The 20,570-nt window shown below is 49.0% G+C and carries 10 protein-coding genes; 1 reads left to right on the top strand and 9 read right to left on the bottom strand.

Translation table 11 applies throughout. The features are described from left to right. Positions 1 to 243 precede the first annotated feature (243 nt). The 8 genes from dtd to ACYVD4_RS12450 all read right to left on the bottom strand — a co-directional run bounded on the left by dtd (position 244) and on the right by ACYVD4_RS12450 (position 16,145). On the bottom strand, positions 244 to 696 hold the full coding sequence (gene dtd / locus ACYVD4_RS12415) for a D-aminoacyl-tRNA deacylase (RefSeq protein ID WP_460945967.1): 453 nt from the start codon (positions 694 to 696) through the stop codon (positions 244 to 246). A 33-nt stretch (positions 697 to 729) separates the two neighbouring features. Beyond that, positions 730 to 1,887 carry a serine hydrolase domain-containing protein gene (locus tag ACYVD4_RS12420; protein ID WP_460945969.1) on the bottom strand — a complete coding sequence of 386 codons (1,158 nt, stop codon included), beginning with the start codon at positions 1,885 to 1,887 and terminating at the stop codon, positions 730 to 732. A gap of 183 nt (positions 1,888 to 2,070) precedes the next feature. Beyond that, on the bottom strand, positions 2,071 to 3,579 hold the full coding sequence (locus ACYVD4_RS12425) for a DUF1501 domain-containing protein (protein WP_460945971.1): 1,509 nt from the start codon (positions 3,577 to 3,579) through the stop codon (positions 2,071 to 2,073). Position 3,580: 1 nt separating this feature from the next. Beyond that, positions 3,581 to 6,352, bottom strand: a complete 2,772-nt coding sequence (locus ACYVD4_RS12430; RefSeq protein ID WP_460945973.1) for a DUF1553 domain-containing protein — start codon at positions 6,350 to 6,352, stop codon at positions 3,581 to 3,583. Positions 6,353 to 6,554: 202 nt separating this feature from the next. Further along, positions 6,555 to 9,881, bottom strand: coding sequence for a VCBS repeat-containing protein (locus tag ACYVD4_RS12435; RefSeq protein ID WP_460945975.1), 3,327 nt, complete (start codon positions 9,879 to 9,881; stop codon positions 6,555 to 6,557). A 90-nt stretch (positions 9,882 to 9,971) separates the two neighbouring features. After that, positions 9,972 to 11,537 carry a RagB/SusD family nutrient uptake outer membrane protein gene (locus tag ACYVD4_RS12440; protein WP_460945977.1) on the bottom strand — a complete coding sequence of 522 codons (1,566 nt, stop codon included), beginning with the start codon at positions 11,535 to 11,537 and terminating at the stop codon, positions 9,972 to 9,974. A 27-nt stretch (positions 11,538 to 11,564) separates the two neighbouring features. Then, a complete protein-coding gene (locus ACYVD4_RS12445) occupies positions 11,565 to 14,624 on the bottom strand; it encodes a SusC/RagA family TonB-linked outer membrane protein (RefSeq protein WP_460945979.1) in 3,060 nt (1,019 codons plus the stop codon). A 180-nt stretch (positions 14,625 to 14,804) separates the two neighbouring features. After that, complete coding sequence (locus ACYVD4_RS12450) at positions 14,805 to 16,145, bottom strand: sugar porter family MFS transporter (protein ID WP_460945981.1); 1,341 nt, start codon at positions 16,143 to 16,145, stop codon at positions 14,805 to 14,807. 92 nt (positions 16,146 to 16,237) lie between these two features. Here ACYVD4_RS12450 and ACYVD4_RS12455 point away from each other — a divergent pair, with 92 nt between their 5' ends. Further along, the gene (locus ACYVD4_RS12455; RefSeq protein WP_460945983.1) at positions 16,238 to 17,119 is read left to right on the top strand and encodes an AraC family transcriptional regulator; all 882 of its coding nucleotides are present in this window, start codon (positions 16,238 to 16,240) and stop codon (positions 17,117 to 17,119) included. Between the two features lie 57 nt (positions 17,120 to 17,176). Here ACYVD4_RS12455 and ACYVD4_RS12460 read toward each other — a convergent pair whose 3' ends face one another. Beyond that, entirely contained in the window at positions 17,177 to 20,554 is a 3,378-nt protein-coding gene (locus ACYVD4_RS12460; protein WP_460945985.1) for a DUF5107 domain-containing protein, read from the bottom strand. Positions 20,555 to 20,570: the final 16 nt, after the last annotated feature.

A 20,570-nucleotide genomic window follows, 5' to 3' on the forward strand; every position in this document is an offset into this window, starting at 1 on the left:
TACTGGCATTGAAGGACGGCCTTGTCGCCGGTGTCGGAGCACCATCAGCGCTAATTGAATAACTAATGTAGAATATAGATAATAAATAAGGTAATTTGTTATTTATCAGTCAGTAAATAGACTATTCAGTGGCCTAAATTCCGGTTATTCATAATTTACGCTAAATATAACAGCGGGCTGTAGAATTTAATAATAGTTCCACAGCCCGCTCAATATACAGTCAGACGCTACTCAGAATCAGAATCAAATTCGGTTTTTCGAATCGATAATAATCGTAACCGGGCCATCATTTAGCAACGACACTTTCATGTCGGCACCGAATTCGCCCGTCTGGATAGGGTTTCCCAACTCCGTCGAAAGCAGTTTAATCATAGCTTCGTATAGCGGAATGGCTACGTCGGGCCGGGCGGCTTCGATAAAGCTAGGGCGATTCCCTTTTTTTGTATTAGCATGAAGCGTAAACTGGCTGATCAGCAGGATATTACCTTCTGCTGCTTTTATGTCGAGGTTCATTTTCCCAGCCTCGTCGCCAAAAACGCGCAGTCCAATAATTTTTTTACCAAGCCAATCGACATCTTCCTGTGTATCGGTATGGGTAACCCCTAGTAACACCATAAATCCGGCGTTAATTTGTCCTTTAATCTGGTTGTCGATACGTACAGACGCTTCCGTAACACGCTGGATAACAGCAATCATAAGCAAAGAATAAACGAAATATGAAAAGACCGCTTATCGGCCACTAACGGTTTTAGATCGACTCGGACGCAGATACAACGTAGCAATTTCCTGAGCCATCTGAAGCGGTTCGTCGCCCTCGCCATTGGTCAGAACAATAACTGAAATACCTGACTGCGGGAAACGCGCGTATGCAGAACGAAATCCGGGCAACGACCCAGTGTGCTGAACCCGCAGAACTCCCTGTACTGAATCGATTCTCCAGCCAAATCCATACGGGTACGTAGTGCCGTTGGTCAGCGAAATAGGCGTCCACATTTGTTTTTTGCTGGCTTCGGTCAGGATTTTGTCGGTATTGAGGGCGGCATCCCATTTTGCCAGATCCTGAACCGTCGATAAAAACGCACCACTCGGACGTAGTGCCCGGTACGCCACAGCTCGGTGGTAATGATCTTTTTCCCATCTATAGCCATCAACCCGGTTTGGAACAACTTCGGTTAACGTAGTGGTTCGGGTAGCATTCATGCCCAGTGGTGTAAAAATCCGCTGCTTCATAAACGATGGCCAGGATTGCCCCGAAACTTTGCGGATAATATCGGCCAGCGCAAAATAACCCACGTTGCAATATTGCCATTTAGAACCAACAGGGAATACCAACGGGAGTGGGAATGCCGCTTCCACTATAACAGAATCTGGTTTTACCTCGGTGGCATCGAACGCTGGAGATTCACGGATCAAGCCCGATGTATGCGAAAGTAGATGACGTAACGTAATACCGTTCCAGGTCGACGGAGCGGTGGGGTAGTATTTGTGAATATCGTCGTCGAGTTTCAATTTGCCTTCCTGAGCCAGAATCATAATACCACTGGCAATCAGATGTTTGCTAACCGAAGCAATGGCGTAGACACTCTGCGGACTAGCTGCTATGTTCAGCTCCAAATTAGCTATTCCATATCCTTTGGCCAACACTACGTTTCCCTTCTGGACAACCGCTATTGAAACGCCCGGAATATGTTTGCCCTGTATATGCTTCTGCACAATCGCGTCGACACTATCGGCCGGAACCGAACGCGACTGCCCTGCTACGTAGCAACTAGTTAGCAAACCACAACAGAGCAAACCCAGACGTAGTGATCTGGAAACACTACGTAGCGATTGTGGTCTGCGGTAAGAGAAAACGGTTGATGGTTGAGAAACAGGAGAATGATTCATCGATTTTTAGCTATATACGTAGTGAAAAAGTCAACTGTATAAGCCCTAAAAGTACGTATTGAATCGGAAATTCGGTAAGGGTAGCTAAGCCGAAACGATACGTAGTGATTTTTTTAGCGTAAAAACGCCAAACCCAGACTTTTTTTAGAGTCTGGGTTTGGCTCGTCTGGGATTGTATGTACGCTACGCCAGAATGGGCTTAACAATTTTTCCTGCTACGTCGGTCAGGCGGAACGGGCGGCCCTGAAACTGATACGTTAATTTTTCGTGATTGAACCCAAGCAGGTGCAGAATCGTAGCCTGTAAATCGTGTACGTGTACTTTGTCTTTCACGCCGTAGTAGCCAATATCGTCAGTTTCGCCGTACGAAAAACCGCGTTTTACGCCACCCCCCGCCATCCAGACGGTGAACGCGTCGAGGTGATGGTCGCGTCCTTTGAAAGGTAGATTTTGACCATCGCGGTTTTCCTGCATGGGCGTCCGGCCAAACTCTCCGCCCCAAACTACCAGCGTATCTTCCAGCAAACCGCGTTGTTTTAAATCGGTTAGCAGTGCCGAAACGGCCTGATCTGACTGGCGACATTTGTCGTGGAAACCAAGATCAAGCGCAGTGCTGGTATCGGTGCCGTGCGCATCCCAACCCCAGTCGAACAGTTGCACGAAACGTACTCCACGCTCCACCAAACGACGAGCCAACAGGCAATTCCGGGCAAAGGAACCCTGGTTCGGGTCGACGCCATACATATCGAGCATGTATTGCGGCTCTTTTTTAATATCCATCGCATCCGGCACCGACATCTGCATCCGAAACGCCAGTTCATATTGGGCGATACGTGTCAATACTTCCGGATCTTTTACCTCGTCGTACTGTTGGCGATTGATTTCCGAAATGGCGTCAATGGTACCTTTGCGAATGTCGCGGGGCATACCAGCGGGGTCCGAAACGAACAGAACCGGATCACCATCCGTACGGCACTGAACGCCTTGATAGACAGATGGTAAAAAGCCGCTTCCCCAAACTGATTTTCCTGCATCGGGCTGTTTGCCACCCGATGCCAGCACGATATAGCCGGGCAGGTTGTCATTCTCCGAGCCAAGTCCATACGTAACCCACGACCCAATACTTGGCCGACCCAGCCGCGCCGAACCCGTGTGCATCAGCAACTGCGCGGGCGCGTGGTTAAACTGATCGGTGTGCATGGCTTTCAGAAACGTAATTTCGTCGGCCACGCGGTGTAAGTGAGGCAAATAATCGGAAATCCAAGCACCCGACTGACCGCGCTGAGCAAATTTCGCTTGTGGCCCCAGCATTTTCGGAACGCCCCGGATAAAGGCGAATTTCTTACCCTCCAGCAACGATTGCGGACAATCTTTACCGTCATATTTCTGGAGTTCAGGCTTATAATCGAACAGTTCGAGTTGCGAAGGTGAACCGGCCATGTGAATGTAAATCACCCGCTTAGCTTTCCCCGCAAACTGAGCCGAACGTACTGCCATCGGTGAATTATCGTCTGCATCCGGCACCTGAATCAGCGAGCTACCTTTCTTCTCCGATTCGCCAAAAAAGCCGCAGCTTCCCAGCACCGTACTCATCGCCATAGCACCCAGCCCCGTGGAGCAGGTATGCAGAAAATGCCGTCGGGTTTCGCGTTGCAGGGCTGCCTGCTGAAGTTCTTCAAGGAGTTTTTTCATATCACTCTTTCGTAATAACCTCGTCCAGATTCAACATTGTATTGGCTGTTACCGTCAGCGCGGCAAGTTGGGGCGAATGGTCTTTGCAATCCAGAAAAGTCTGCGCGTCGGCAGGATGTTGTTTGTAATACGCTTCCGATTGCTGGTACAAACAAACCAGTACGGCCAGCTTTTTCGGGCTCGCATTACGTTGCATAATCTGCCTAAAACCGGCCTGAATCTGTTGTTCAACCGTTTTTCCCTGCTTCTGCATCGATGTTGCCAGCGTTTGCGCCGATTCGACAAATACAGGATCGTTCAACGTGACGAGTGCCTGCAAAGGTGTATTGGTACGGATACGCCGAATCTGACAAAATTCCCGACTTGGACTGTCAAACGTGAGCATCGACGGGTAAGGCGCCGTCCGTTTCCAGTGCGTATATAAAGCCCGGCGGTAGCGGTCTGAGCCATCACTCAACTTCCAGCTTTCACCACTATAGGGCGATTGCCAGATGCCATCGGGTTGTGAAGGCATTACGCTCGGTCCAAACATTTTTTTGCTCAATAACCCACTGACAGTCAACGCCTGATCGCGAACCTGCTCGGCTGTTAGTCGTACACGTGGCCCGCGAGCCAGCCAGCGATTGAATGGGTCCTGTGCCAGTAATTCGGGCGAAGCCGTTGAACGCTGGCGATACGTAGCGGACGTAACGATACGTTTCAGCAACTGTTTCACCGACCATTTATCAGTTTCTATAAACTCGGTAGCCAGATAATCGAGCAATTCGCGGTGTGTAGGCGAAATGCCCTGCGTGCCTAAATCCTCGACCGTTTCGACCAGACCAGTTCCGAAAAGCTGCTCCCAGAATCGGTTCACAGCAACCCGCGCCGTAAGCGGATGTTCGCGGCTGACCATCCACTTGGCAAGTCCCAGCCGATTTTTTGGCAATGGTTTGCCATCTGAGTCGGTCGATAGGGCGGGTAATGATTTGGGTACGTCAGGCGATACCGGTTTGCCTTTCACGAGCCAGTTGCCCCGTTCGAAAATGTGTGTTTTTCGAGCAAAGTCTCCTGTACCTTCAAGCAGAACGGGTGTTGTTTCGGGGTCTACGTTCAGAATGGCCTGAAGCTTGTAATCGGGCTCGCTTAAAGCCGTTGCCGACGTACCGGGTAGGGCAGGCATGAATGACAGCCATTTGATCATGGTCCAGTCCTGCGGCTGCGCTGGATTGTCGAGGGTTAGATATACATTGTGACGACCTGAAAGTTTTGGCAACGCATAAACCATAATCGTATCGCGCCATTGATTTCCCGTTTTCGGAACCGGCAAGGAAAGAATAATTGACCCTGTTGGGCTATCCTGACGAATGTTTAACGTAGCATTATCGGACTTGGTCCCGATTGCCATCACGAGCCGGTTCGCTCCGGTTAGATTTACGTTTTTAATACGTGACGAACCTTTGTGATACACCCCATAATATTGCGCACCAATAAGTGATGAATTAACGTACTGATCGAAGTCGTGTGAATTGATTTTTGGCTCGGTTGTTCTGACAAAATTCTCCCAATCCTGCACCTGTTGCGGACGACTTGCGTGCGTTTTTACCCACGTTTTCAACTCTGCTACGTTCACCGAATCGGCACCCTGAAAGAAACGTAGCATCGGCGTATCGTTCTGTACGTCTTCGTCGCGGGTGTTGTTGAAAAAGGCGAGGTATTTATAATATTCGTCGTGCGTGAATGGGTCGTATGGGTGGCTATGGCACTGCACGCAGGCAAACGTAGTGCCCTGAAACACATCCCAGGTTGTATTGACCCGGTCAATGATGGCCGCCGTGCGGAACTCTTCGTCCTGCGTACCACCTTCGTCGTTGGTCATCGTATTGCGGTGAAAACCAGTGGCAATCAGGTTATCGTCGGTACGGTTTGGTAATAAATCACCAGCCAGTTGTTCGACCGCAAACTGATCATACGGTTTGTCCTGATTGAAAGCTTTGATCACCCAGTCGCGGTACCGCCAGATTTTCCGTTCGGCATCTTTTTCGTACCCTTTTGAATCGGCATACCGGGCCAGATCGAGCCAGAGCGCCGTCCAGCGTTCGCCATACGCAGACGAGGCCAGTAACCGATCTACCACTTTTTCGTAGGCATTCGGCGACGTATCATTCACAAAATTCGCGACCTCCTGCTCCGTTGGTGGAAGTCCGGTCAGGTCGAGCGAGAGACGACGTAGCAGTGTTGTTTTATCTGCTTCGGGCGATGGTTTTAGCTTTTGCTCGTTGAGTTTTTCGATAACGAAGTGGTCAACTTCATTTTTGGCCCAGTTCAGTTCATCGTTTTTGGCCAATCCCAAACGACTCCAGAACGTACCGATTTTAGGAACGTCAGGTTTTTCGATGCGCGTGTACGCCCAGTGGTCACCCCATTCGGCACCCTGATCCACCCATTTCCGGAGTGTTTCTATGTCTTCGGGTTTAAGTGGTTCAGCTTCCAGCGGCATCCGCTCCTCGTGGTCGGTAAGGGTGAGCCGACGTATCATTTCACTGGCATCGGCATCTCCGGGAATAAGGGCCGGTTTGCCTGATTTGGCCGGAGCCAGTGCTTCGTGCCGAAACAGGACAGAAAAGCCTCCCGCTTTTTTTACCCCACCGTGGCAGGCAATGCAGTTTTTGTTGAGAAGCGGTTTAACCTGCGTATTGAAATCGATACGTTCTTCAAACAATCCAAGAAACGACGACAGGAATAGCCCTGTGCCAATAACGACTCCACTAAAGACGATGACTTTGAGATGCATAAGCAGTTGTAAACACGATACGTATCAACTCAACACAAATTTAAGTGGCTTAAGTGCAAAATGGAATGGAGCAAAATTTTCTTTTCATGGATAATTTTATGGCAGAGCCGATCTGTCTCATTTTTGATCTTGTGATTCTTGTGGTGGCAGGTTTTCGAACCTGCCACCACAAGAATCACAAGATCAAAAATGAACTATCAGTTTATTTCTTTGCCGCTCGGAATACACGTAGCGGACCTTTGTTGGCGGAAACAAAAAACAATCGGTTGGTGGTGTTATCTATCGCAATAATGCTTTTACTGTCGCTGTCGGCCAGAAAACCGGTTTTTGGGAATAGTAAAGGCTGAAATTTGCCTTTCCCGTCACCTTTGAGAATGAGACCCGTAAGCGCATCGTACTGACCAGCTACTGATTCGGCATCATAGGCATTACCAACTGCCAGTACGTCCAGATTTCCGTCCCGGTCTACATCGTCGACAAGCAACGCCTGAATGGGAGCCCACTGCGCAAAAATCGGTAACGGATGGAGTTTAAAACCACTTCTGGTGTTTTCGAGCAGAACACTTTGTTGCTGGCAAGCCTGGAGAATCGTACTATTTTTTTGTTGATCGGGTAATAACAGATCTGCCAAAGTTGCTTTAGCGTAAAGTGCGTAATTGGTGAATTTCTTTTTGATAACAGGCAACTGGCGGCCCAATTCATCACGCGAGGCAATCGGGTATTCAACGCCGTTTAGATAATAGGAGCCAATGGCGTCGAGCCTACCATTGTTATCAAAATCGCCCGCGTAGATACGCATCGGTTGTTCGGGCGATATTCGATAGCGGCTGTTCAGGCCCATATTGCCAATAACAAAATCCATGTCACCGTCTTTATCGAAATCGCCAGCACGGATGCAGTTCCAGAAACCTTCTGTGTTTTTCAGTGCATCGATTGCCAACGGAGCAAGCTTCCCGCGATTGTTTTTAAATACAGAAATCGGCATCAGTTCACCAACCGCAACCAGATCGGGCCACGAATCACGGTCAACATCGCTCCAGACCGCATCGGTAACCATGCCGATGCTACGTAGTGCGGGTGCTATTTCATCCGTAGCGTCGCGGAAACGCCCATTTTCGTTTAGTAATACGTAGCTTTTGCCGGGCATCGGATACTGCAACGCATGCAATCGTCCACCCCGAAACAGGTCGAGGTCGCCGTCTTTATCAATATCGACCGCCATAACGCAGGAACCGCTATGGCGAATAGATGGTAGTCGATCCGCAGCAAGCGTAAATTTTCCTTTGCCGTCGTTCAAATACAGTCGATCTTGATAATAGGCCGAGCCATCGTAATACTCGTTGGAGCCGCTTACGATATACAGATCGTTGTCTTTATCACCGTCGGCATCGAAGAGCAATACGCCAATATCTTCTTCATCTTTTGACTGGCTTTCGTCAGTATAAGGTTTTTCGACAAAACGACCATCGGGCGTCTGGATGAGCAATTTGCCATAATGCCGGAACGAGCCACCAATAAATACGTCGTCAAGGCCGTCGCCGTTCACATCGCCCGAAGCCAGTTTCGGCCCTTGTTGCGACAGCTTATGCGGCAGCAAAGGCTCCTGATTATAATCCAGATACGACTCTTCCTGATGCGTAAAGCGAATGCCTGATGAATTCGTTACGTCGGCCAGCAGGGTAGGGGGCGCTACGTTGGTTGGTTTGGTTGGAGGAGACGTAGTGGCCTGAGCATACGCTACGTTCAGCAACGTATCGGCGGGAACCTGTTTCAGAAGTTGCATTTTGCCATCCGGCCAGACTACTTTAAGCGAATCGACCCGATTGCCGGTGCCAAGCCCAAAATGGATTACATAATCGCTAGCCGACTGATAACCACGGGTTACGGTCTGATGATACGTTTGGGTAAGTCCTTGACTATAAAGCGTTACGTCGGTTCCCAAACCAAAACCGTTACGTGGCGGACCTTCGAGTTTGAGCTGGAGATAGTGCGTGTTAGTAGTGTTATTCTGAAGAATATACGCTTCCTGATTTATATTATTAACAACCAAATCCAGATCGCCGTCGCGGTCGAGATCGGCATAGGCGGAGCCGTTTGAAAGCGAGGGTTCGGCATCGGACCAGGTGCCTGTGAGATCGCCGAAGGTTAGATCGTGACGGTTTCGGAAGAAATAATTCGCCTTTTTGATGCTGGGCATTTTTACGGCTCCCTGCCGTAAATATTGATTAACTTCTTCGGGTGTGCGGCTGCCTCCCTGTGCAAACTGGTTGTTGAACGTAACGAAATCCAAATCCGTGATGTCGCGCAGGTAGCCGTTGGTGATAAATAGATCACGCCAGCCGTCATTATCCAGATCAACCAATAGGGGAGACCAGCTCCAGTCGGTGCTATGAATACCCGCCAGCTGACCAATTTCGGAGAAAACCATGCGACCATCAGGCGCTTTTCCGCCGTTTACCTGAAGCATGTTGCGCATAAATTGTGGATGGTAGCCCTGATTCAGCGTATTTTCAAATTGCTGATAATTAGCTGGTCCCGCCATTTTCTTGCGTTGCTCATTATCGGCTGGAAGCATATCGGCAACAACCAGATCAGGCAGGCCGTCGTTGTTTATGTCGGCCGCATCACAACCCATCGAAAACTGACTGTGGTGCTTGAAGTAGCTTTTCCCAACTTCCGAAAATGTGCCGTTTTTCTGGTTGACATACAGAAAATCATTCGCCAGAAAGTCGTTCGCTACGTAAATATCTTCCCAGCCATCCTGATTGAAATCGGCTACGGTAATGCCAAGCCCAAAACCATCGTGCAGAATTCCGGCTGATTTTGTTACGTCGGTAAACTTTGGGCCAGAAGCATCCGAATCGTTCCGAAATAATTTGTCGTTAGCTAGTCCCGAACCGTCGTTAATGACGGGCGTCACCCGGTTCGGATTGCGAACCAGATTGGTGCTGGTCAGTAAAAACAAATCGAGGTCGCCGTCTTTGTCGTAATCGAGAAAAGTGGCCTGATTCGTATAACTCGTGTCGGCCAGACCATAGCGTTCGCCACTTTCTTCGAAACGTAGCGACGTACCGTTGCTTTTATTGATATAGAGCTGGTTCTTGCGCTGATTGCCTGGATAATTGCCTGACTTACAAACGTAAATATCCAAGAGTCCATCGGCGTTTACGTCAGCCATCGTTACCCCCGTCGACCAGCCGCCTTTCTTCAGATTTGCTTTATCTGTTACGTCCTCAAACTGAGGTTTGCCTGAACCCGGTTTCGTTACGTTCAGGTAAATACGGTCGCCGGTTTGGTTGCCAGTGAAGTACAAATCAGGGAGATTGTCGTTGTTCAGATCGCCAACGGCCACGCCACCGCCATTGTATATGTAGTAATAATCGACAAGGTTAAACGAATCATTTTCGGTAACCGTATTCTCAAAACGGACGCCAGTTTCGGACGACGATAAGCGGGTAAATAAGGGCCTGGGTTTCTGTTCGCAGGCGAATAAACCTGTCAACAGTAGCAACAACACTACGTACTTCATGCGGGCATTTTTAAAACTTTTGGGAAGTTACTTTTCAGAAATAAAAAAGGGCTTAATCAAGCCCTTTTTTATTTCTATCACCTATATAAACTACCAACCTGGATTCTGCTTCACGTTCGTGTTGCCCTGTATCTCCTTGAGCGGCAGTGGCAATACATAGTCGCGGGCTTTTAGAGTTCGGCCTACGGTGTATTTCGAAATGAAGTGATTGATGTGCGCTCCCAGATAATCGGGCGTGCCACCAAACTTACTTTTCCGACGTAGTTCAGGATACATCACCTGCTCAAACACAAACTCCTGTTCGCGTTCTTTGATGATAGCATCACGCAGTGCCGACTGGCTTAGTCCACTTAAAGCGGCCAGACCTGCTCGGGCACGCACTTTATTGATACTCACAAATTTGTCGCCCTGATTGCTTTCGTTGCAGGCTTCCGAGTGACCCAATAATACGTCGGCCAGACGGAGATAGATGGTGTTCTTTTCGGTGTTGTTGTAGTTGATTCCCAACTCAACCAGCTTGGCCGACCAGGCTTTTCCGAAAACCATCTGTGCTGGAACGCGAGGATTGGCATCGGTTTTTACGACACCACCAAAACGAGACAGGTTGAAATCAGCCGTCGGGCTCCATTTTACCATTGGATACTGACCATCTACTTTACCAAACCGACCCGTTGGATACGACTCGATGAACGTACCGTCGATACGTTTGTCTTTGCTGTCGTACGATGCCCGGAATTCCTGCGTAGCACTCAACCAGCTCCAGCCAGCACCACCCAGTTCGCTTGGGTAATCTTCGGGGTTGAAGTGAGCCGAATGGACCGACCACTCGTTGGCGTTGGCACCAGCCGAAACCTGCGCTTCAAAAATCCGCTCGCCCTGATTTTCGTGCGCGAGGTCGAAATTGTAGGCAAAATTTTCGTAGAGCTGAATGCCGCTGGTATTGATAATTTCTTCCGCCGTAGTTTTCGCTTCGGCCCATTTTTCGTCCCAAAGCTGCGCTTTCATCAGAATCGTTTTAGCGGCCCATTTGGTCGCCCGGCCAGCATCGGCACCCGTATACGTAGCAGGTAATACGTCAGCAGCTGCTTTTGCATCGGCATAAATCTGATCAAGAACGGCGCGTTTGCCACCCGAGTTCGAGGGTAATTCGCTGATACCCTGTGTCGATTTGATCGTCAGCGGAGGATTGTCGAAATAGCTGATTAAACCGTAGTAATAAAACGCGCGCAGAAACTGTGCTTCGGCTTTCAATCGCTTGATCAGCGCATCGTTGGCCGGATCTTTCATGCCATCGGCAATTTCAATCACCGCATTAGCCCGGTTAATCGACCGATAGCTGATTTGCCAGTACGCTTCAATGTATTCATCGGCGTTACTCACGTTGCCGAGGTTGTACTGAAGCGGCCCTTTTTCCCAGCCAATCTGATCGCCCGTCAGGCATTCGAATACGTAGCGATCGTAGAAATAGCCTGAGTAGCCAGAGTTCAGATCGTCGTAAATACCGTTTACGCCTAGTTTCAGCTCATTGGCCGACTTGTAGAACGTACTGGGATTAATAAAATCGGGTTTTTCCTTGAGGTCCGAACAACCAACGCCTACCGCCATAATAGCCAGTGCGCTCAGGTATTTCATTCGGGAAGATATTTTTAGTTTCATGAGTCGTTGGAATTGACGAGTTACGAGTTAGAAGCCAAGATTTAAACCTACCGTAGTCATACGGGCGCGAGGATACGCATCGTAATCGTCGCCCCGGTTCAGGTTGTTCTGACCCTGATTGTTCACTTCAGGATCGAAACCTTTGTACTTGGTAATCAGGAATAAATTCTGGCCGCTGACATAAATCCGTGCACTGCGGATGAACTTGGTTTGAACCGGCACCGTATAGCCAAGCGATACGTTTTGCAGACGGATGAACGAACCATCTTCGATGAAGAACGACGACCGACGGAACGAGATGAAATCTCTACGACCATCGATAACCGGACGGCTGGCGCTGGTGTTGGTTGGTGTCCACGAATCGGTCAGGATATTGCCCACCTGATTGATTTTCTGCACACCATCGCCCATTTCAGACTGTTGCAGGTTCCGCACTTGGTTGCCCTGAACACCCCGGAAGAAAACCGCGAAGTCGAAGTTTTTAAACTTGATAGTCGAGTTCAAACCCCAGGTGAATTTTGGGTTCGGATTGCCCAGAATTACGTAGTCATCAGCCGTGTATTTACCGTCGCCGTTGGTATCCTGATACTTTGGATAACCTGCTTTAGCAGCAAAACTTTTGCCTTCTTCGTCGCTCTGGAACAGACCTGTGTACTTATAGCCTTTCCAGGTGCCGATTGGGTTACCGGCTTCAACCCAGCTTCCGAAGATACCAAGGTGACCGCTGGGGCTGCCCGCAAAGAATGGTGTGCTTTTGCCCAGATCGGTGATTTCGTTCCGAAGAATCGACAGGTTACCGCTTACGTCCCATTTGAAATCCTTGTTATTCACGATTTTATAGTTCGTAGAAAACTCGAATCCTTTATTGGCCAGCGAACCCGAGTTGAGCATGATGGTGCTGAAACCGGTACTTTGTGGAATCGATACGTCGAGCAGTAGATCGGTGGTTTTGTTGCTAAACACGTCGAACGTTACAGACAGGCGGTTGTTCAGGAAAGCCATGTCTAAACCGAGGTTAAGCATAGCGGTGCTTTCCCATTTCAGGTCAGGATTGGCAATCCGGTTTGGCCCGTAACCCGCTACCAACGTATTGCCGAACACGTAGTTATACGGCACCAGACCGCTCAACGAGCGATATACCGGAATCTGCGAGTTACCCGTGATACCATAGCTGGCCCGGAATTTGAAATCGTTGAACACCTTGTTGAGTCCAGAATTCTGGAAGAAATTCTCGTTCACAACGCGCCAGCCGATAGCTCCCGATGGGAACGTAGCCCACTTGTTGTTTGGCCCGAATTTCGACGAACCATCGCGACGGAATGTGAACGTAAACAGGTAACGGTCGTTCAGGTTATAGTTCACCCGTCCGAGCATCGATTGCAGTGCCCAATCCAGCCGACCCGAGTTCGGAATCTGTGGCTTGCTACCATTCTGCATGTTTACCGACGTTGGATCATCGGATGGTAAATCACGCGTAGCCGCCGAGGTGAACAGGTTGCTTTCCTGCTGATACGTATACCCCAGTGTTACGTCGAGATTGTGGCCCGGTATGATCTGTTTGTTATACGTCAGGATGTTTTCGTTCAGGATACTGCTTACGCTACGGTTCGCTTTTTCCAACTGGCGGTTATACTGGCGACCGGTGAACGTAGAGTTGTTGTAATACGTAGTACGTTCGGCCGATACTACGTCGGCACCGATGCTGGTACGGAATTTCAGCCCGTCAATAATGTTAACAGTCAGCGCAGTCGTACCAAACAAACGGTTCGTGTTGTCGCGATCGTACCCTTCCATTGCTTCGGCCAGTGGGTTAATATTGAACCGCTGGTCATAACTTGGATAGTTATACGCGCCGTTCTGGTCGTAAATAGCAACGGTTGGATCGAGACCCAGGGCCGTGATAACAATACCCCCCGGACCACCACGGTCAGTTGCTACGTTGCTGCTTCCGGTACGGTTATACGACCAGCTATTGCTCAACGTAGCACGGCCATTCAGAAAGTCGTTGTCGAGGTTCAGGCGGAAACCGTACCGATTGAAGAACGTATTTTTGATAATCCCTTTGTTATCGAGGTAGTTACCAACCACGGCGTAGCGCATTGTTTTTGTACCACCCGTAAACGAAAGCTGATGGTTCGACAAACCGCCGGTTTGTGTAACGGCATCCATCCAGTTTGTTCCCTGACCAATTTGAGCGATTTGCGCATCGGTGAACCGAGGGCTACCTCCCTGACTCTTTTCGAGTAAGTTCAAGTAACGTGCATAATCACCGCCATTCAGTACGTCGATGTTGCGGGCAATTGTCTGGGCCGAATAAGAACCCTCGTAATCGACCCGGCTCTGGCCTTCTTTACCGCGTTTGGTCGTAATCAGAACAACCCCGTTGGCACCCCGCGAGCCGTAAATCGACGTAGCAGACGCATCTTTCAGGATTTCAATCGACTCAATTTCGTTAGGGTTGATGGTTGCCATGGCGTTGCTGGCCTGCCGATTGCCCGACGTACCGATAGCACCATTATCGGGATAAACCGGAAATCCGTCGATTACATACAACGGCTCACTACCGCTGTTGATGGAGTTTGCGCCCCGAACCCGGATCGAAATACCACCACCCGGTGCCGACGACGTTTGTGTAACCTGCACACCTGGTGCCCGCGACTGAATGGCCTGATCGACCGAAACAACGGGCATTTCTTTGATAGCGTCTGATTTAATGGTCGAAACCGAACCCGTTAAATCGCTTTTCTTCACCGTACCATAACCTACCACCACAATCTCTTCGAGGCTGCGGGTATCTGGAGCTAATTTGATGGAGAATTCTGTTCTGTTACCTACTGCGGTTTCCTGCGTAACGTAACCTACGTAACTAAAAACCAGCGTTTCGTTGCTGGCAGCGTTGATGCGAAAAGCACCAGATGCATCCGTCGATGTTCCTCTGGTTGTGCCTTTAACCGAAATGGTAACGCCAGGAATGCCATCGTTCTGCTCACCCACTACTTTCCCGGAAAGTGAGTTTTGAGCAAATGCAGCCAGAGTGAAGCAAACTAACAAACAGGTTAGCTGCAAGCGCTGTAAATAATAGTGCATAAATAGGTAAAGGGTTTAGTAGGTTTTGTCTAAAACCGAGAGAAATAAAGAATTTATCAACAAGCCAGTGCTAATAAAATGCAAATCATTGTTGACTTAATTCTATTCAGGCAAAATTGCCTGATGTGTCCAATTAAATCAATAGAGAGAATTTCGATAAAGATGGACGATATGCTGAAATCAATGACCCACAAACGAGCCTTCCAATTCCTCCAGCGTTTTGCCTTTGGTTTCGCGTACATTTCGCCATACAAACCCAAATCCGATCAGGCAAATGATGGCGTATAACCAGAACGGCCCATAGGTGCCAAGTTGCTCGGCCAGAATCGGAAATGTGAAAACCAGAACGAAATAAGCGCCCCAAAGTGCCAGAATCGCCACCGACGAAGCCAGTCCGCGAATCCGGTTCGGAAAGATTTCTGAGATCAAGACCCACGTAACAGGAGCCAGCGACGTAGCGTAAACGCTGATTGCCAGCAATACAAACACCGACAACAGGCCAGAAGCTGCCCCGGTTTTGAGTAGTAGAGCAATGATAACGTAGAGAACCGACAAGCCAAGTGTGCCAATTAACATCAAAGGCTTACGCCCAAGTTTATCGACTTGCCACATCGCCACCAGCGTAAATGCCAGATTAACAATACCAATAGCAACGGTTTCGAACAATTGCCGATTGAGGTTGGCGCCCACACTCTCGAAAATGGTGGAGGTGTAATTGAACACTACGTTAATGCCGCAAAGTTGCTGTAATACAGCCAGTCCCATGCCCACAAAAACAGCAGGACGCACTTGTTTGTCGAACAGCATAGCAAGTGAGGGTTTCTCGTTGCCCTGCGTCGATTGGCGAACCGCGGCTACAGTACGTTCAACAAACGTAGCACCGCCAATACGTTGCAAAATAGCTTCTCCTTTAGCAACCTGTCCGGTCTGAATCAGCCAGCGCGGACTTTCGGGAAGAAAAAATACGCCAAGTACAAATAGCAAAGAGGGTACTGCACCAAGTCCGAACATCCAGCGCCAGGCATCAGGTCCGCTGTCGGCCAGCCCGTAATTGACCAGATTCGTAATCAAAATACCAATCACGATGGTGAGCTGGTTGATCGATACGTTACGTCCGCGCACTTCGGCGGGTGAAATTTCAGCGATGTACAACGGACTCAGCGTAGAGGCCATACCCACGCCAATACCCGCAACAAACCGCATAATTATAAATGTTGTCAGGCTGCTGGAAAAGGCCATGCCAATAGACGAAAGCGCAAAAATCAGAGCGGCCAGCAACAAACCGGGACGTCGGCCATAGCGGTCGGCGAGGTTACCCGCCAGCACGCAACCCACCATACAGCCAAGGGCCAGCGAACCAGTTAAAAAACCTTCCCACCACGCGGTGAGCCCAAACTCGGTACGAAGAAAGGGGAGTGCTCCCGAAATAACGGCGAAGTCGAACCCGAACAGGTAGCCGCCAAGGGCCGAAATAAAAGCGATCCGAAAGATATATCCGGCGTTAAGACCCGATTTTGTCATGGTATTTTTTAGGTGGCTGAGTGGTTAAGAAACGATTAAAGTCTCTATTTTTACTCGGGCGTTTTTGTGGAAAACCTAGATAAAAATAGGATATGCTAAAAAAGAAAGAAGGCTTTGCTGGTCAACGTAGCTACGTATTACCGGGTGAACTGAAAAATCAGATAGCCGCTCATCCGCTTTGTGCTTCTTTGTACATTACTGATATTGGTTATTATCCGAAAGCGGCTTTTCACGACCGCGAACGGCGTAAGGGAAGCCAGCAGTATATTCTAATTTATTGCGTTCAGGGTGTGGGTTGGTACTACGTTAATGGTCAGAAATATGACGTAAAACCTAATCAGGCCTTTATTTTGCCCGCCGACGTAGCACATCGTTACGGAACAGATGCCCAAAATCCGTGGACGATCTACTGGCTGCATTTTACCGGTAATCAAGCGCACTATTTTTTGGACTTTTTAAAGCCTTCTGATGATCTGTCTCCCGTAACCGTATCGCCACAACCCGAACGTTTTCAACTTTTTGACGACATCATGGCGCACATCGAAATGTCGTTCAACATGGATAATCTTATCTATGCAAATACAAGTCTGGCTCGCTTTCTCGCTACGTTTAATACGTCGGTTTATAACCCTGCCCCTAACGTCTCAGAAGAGAGCGATCCGATTAGTCGGAGCATTACGTTTATGAGAGAAAATTTGAGTAAAACGCTCTCGCTCGAAGAACTGGCTCAGGTGGCGGGTATGTCGACCTCACATTACTCGGCGGTGTTCCGCGAAAAAGTGCAAAGTGCGCCCATCAATTTCTTTACGTTTCTGAAAATTCAGGAAGCTTGTCGGCTTCTCGAAAACACCCGACTACGTATTAAAGAAGTCGCCTATCAAATTGGCTATGGCGATCCGTATTATTTTAGCCGGGTGTTTACGCAGGTCATGAGCGTATCTCCACGTGATTTTCGCAAACTTCGCAAACTTTAGAAGTTGCTAATCCTGTGGTGGCGGGTTCTCAAACCCGACACCACATCAGAAAATATATCATACTATCTGTTCCTGAAAACTCAGAAAATCAACCATTTTCTTGTGTAGCAAAGCGCCCTGATGGTTGTTGTCGAGCGACAGTACCTTGTCGAAATAATCAACCGCAAGCCCCGTGTGTCCATTCCCAAGCCCCAGATTTCCGAGCCCAATCAGGTAGTAACAGTGAATACGATTTCGCTCGCTCAGATCGGCATCGAACACCAATAAATCAGGGAGCGACACCGCGAAATAATCCATCTTTATAAGATCGTTCTGGTGCGCTTCGCCATACTGAATCAGCCGATTAAACAAGGTTTCAGCGCGCTCATGCTGACCCAATTTGCGCCAGGCCAAACCCTGATATAGCAGTTTGTCGGGTTGCTGATCGTTGTAAAAAACAGCCTGCGTTGGCGTATCTAAGCCTTCAGTCGCTTTTTCAAAGCATGTAGTTGCCAGTTGTTCCTGTTCCAGTGCTTCATGCGCGAGTCCTTTCAGATAAAAAATATCCGATTCCTGCGCGCCATATAGCTTGCCTTCGCCCAGATTGGCTGGATAAACTTCGGTGGCAGTGAGTAAAGCAAGCGCCTGTGAATAATCACCCTGACGAATAGCCAGTTTCGCCAGTTCGATGTGACAAATCAGAAACTGATTGACTACTTTCCCTTCGCCACCTTCCCATGGATGGAACTGCCGAGCTGCCAGCAGTTGCTGGGCACGTGCATAATTCCCTAACTGATTATACAACGTAATTCGCTCCAGATATAGATCGTCGCGTTGTTCCGTTTCCGCAAGGTGTTTTTCCAATAAAGCCAGCCGGTCAGCGTGAGTGAAATTCAGCTTTTTATAGAGCTGGTCGAGTTCCATTAACACCCGCGCATCGGTAGGATCGAGCGAAAACGCTTTCTCAAGGGCTGTTAAAGCCTTTTCTGGTTGCTGAAGCTTGTTATAATAAGCCAGCGACAGGTTTCGGAATACGGTCGGGAACGTATCGTTGAGTTGCGCGGATGTTTCCCATGCCTCAATTGCTTCGGTGTACTGACGATTGGCGTACCAGAAATTGCCCAGAAAATACCAGGTGTTCGCATGATTAATCGATGTATCGTCAACTTGTTGATCAACGGCCCAGCGCAGCACTTTTAGCTCATCAAGCCGGTTCGGGAAAACAAAGTCGGGGCTTGATTTGGTGGCTTTTTGGAGAAATTCGGTGCTACGTTCGTGCTGGCCCTTCTGAGCGTAGAAATAGGCCAGAAAGTAATATACGATTGGGTAAACGGAATCGGCTGGTTGGATGGCTTCGGAAAGCAATTCGATAGCTTCGCCATAAAGTCCGGCCTGGCTGTAATCCAGCGCGTATTCCAGGTAATTATGAACGTAGTGCCGCATCAACTGATTGAGTTCACTACGTGTTTGCGCAGCTGATTCGGGATTACTGTTTTGTTCGAGCAACGATTTCTCGAACAGGCAGCCGAAGTGAAAACGGTCAATTTCCAACGTATCCTCAATCAGACGTAGTGCCGCTTTGGTTTGTCCGGTTTTACGTAGTAACGCCACTTTAAGATGCCGCGCCGAATGACCGTGCCAGTTCCGCACCAGCGACCGCTCAACTAAGGTAAGTGCTTCAGTATAAGCGTTACGTCGGGTGGCGATACGTGCTAATTCCAGAAAACTCACATCCTGCCAGGCGGCATTCCAGGTAGCTTTGAAAAAGGCGTCATACGCTTCATCGTAGCGGTCGAGTTTAGTCAGGCAAAGGCCGAGGTTGTAGTATGGTTCGCCATCGGATGGATTCGGATTGCGGGCTGTCAGTGTTTGTATAGCCTTCCGAAAATAAGGTTCGGCTTTGGCAAACTGGCCATGTTTTACGTACCAGAGCCCCAGCGCATTATTGCATCGAACATCGTTCGGGTCGCGACGTAGTGCTTCTTCGTAATAGTCGGTTGCTACGTACGTTGCGTGCCTATACTGTTCAATGTGAAGTCCCGTCAGATAAAGCTGCTCGTTATTTTCAACCGCATCGGGGTCTTTGGCGGCCTGCGCTGGTTCGGGAATGGTTGGCGTAGCCGCTACGTCGGGCTGGTAAGCGACCAGTTCAATTCCATCGGCGGTGGTTACCGATAAACGTACCGATGTCGGTTCTGAAACGGATAGGGGAAGCGTGTGTTGAAACGTAGCCGCTGGCGAAAGATCAAGAATACGTTCGAAAGCGGTCTGTCCGTCTACCGTAAGTTTAACCGTTGTGCCTTCGTAAAGAGCCGTTACGTAGACGCCGATTTGTGTTTGATTATCACTAAACTCCAGATTAACAGCCGCTTCTTTGGTGGCATTCTTAACCATCCCGATTTCGCTATAGGGCATGAAGTACTGCGTAAATGTGCGTTCTTCATTCGGCATGATCCACGAAAAGTCAGGCTGATTGTCGGTGAAAACGCCGGTCATCAGTTCAATGTACGGGCCGTCTTCGTCGGTCAGATTACGGTCCCATGCGTAGCCGAACTCCCCATTTCCCCAAGTCCATTGTTTTTTGCCAGGCGATAGATGATGGTTGGCTACGTGCAGTAAACCGCCTTGGCTATCATGTTCGTACCCACCCATAAAATCGTATTTCGACGTAATAGCCATGTACGACGTAGGTACGGGAATGTTTTTGTAACGCGAAATATCGGTTCCCGGCGAATAATCGACTTTGTAATACGTACCGGTAGCAATCGGGAACGACGATACGTCTCGTTTGCCGTGGTCGAAAACGGCATATACATCGGGCGGAAAAACTGATTGATAATGATCGTTGACTTTCACCGCCGGATTCGCCCACCACAGAAACGTTTGCGGTAATGAGGTTCGATTATACAGTACGCCCTGAATTTCGAGATAGGCTTTGTCGGGATATAGTCGGAAACCGGCCATTCCCTTCGTCTGAAACATGCGTTCTACCTCGCTCACCCAAACCGTTTTGGAACCATCGGGATGCGATTCAGTCGTAAAATCAATAGGTTCGAACGTACTGGGCCGATGGTGTTGTGGCCAGTTAAACTCAATTCCGCCCGAAATCCAGGGGCCGGTCAGACCAACCAGAGCAGGTTTGATAACTTGATTGTAATAGATAAAATGGCGGTCTTTTACTTTGTCGTACGCCATCTGAATCCGTCCGCCCAACTGCGGCAGAATCATGATTTTCAGGTAGCTATTCTCCAGAAAAAGAGCCTGATACGGCTGGTCCTGCTTATGGTCGTCAATTTTTTCGATAACGGCGTGCGGATACACAACGCCACTACTTCCCTGATAAACCCGTTTTTCGAGAAACATCGGATTTTTCTCAGGTTCGCCAACGCCATAGGTTGGAATAACGACCTGCTCTTCCCAAACACGTACTTCATCGGGGGTCATTGGTGCGTTCATTGTGGATGGTCTTTTC

The organism is Spirosoma daeguense (assembly GCF_054776875.1).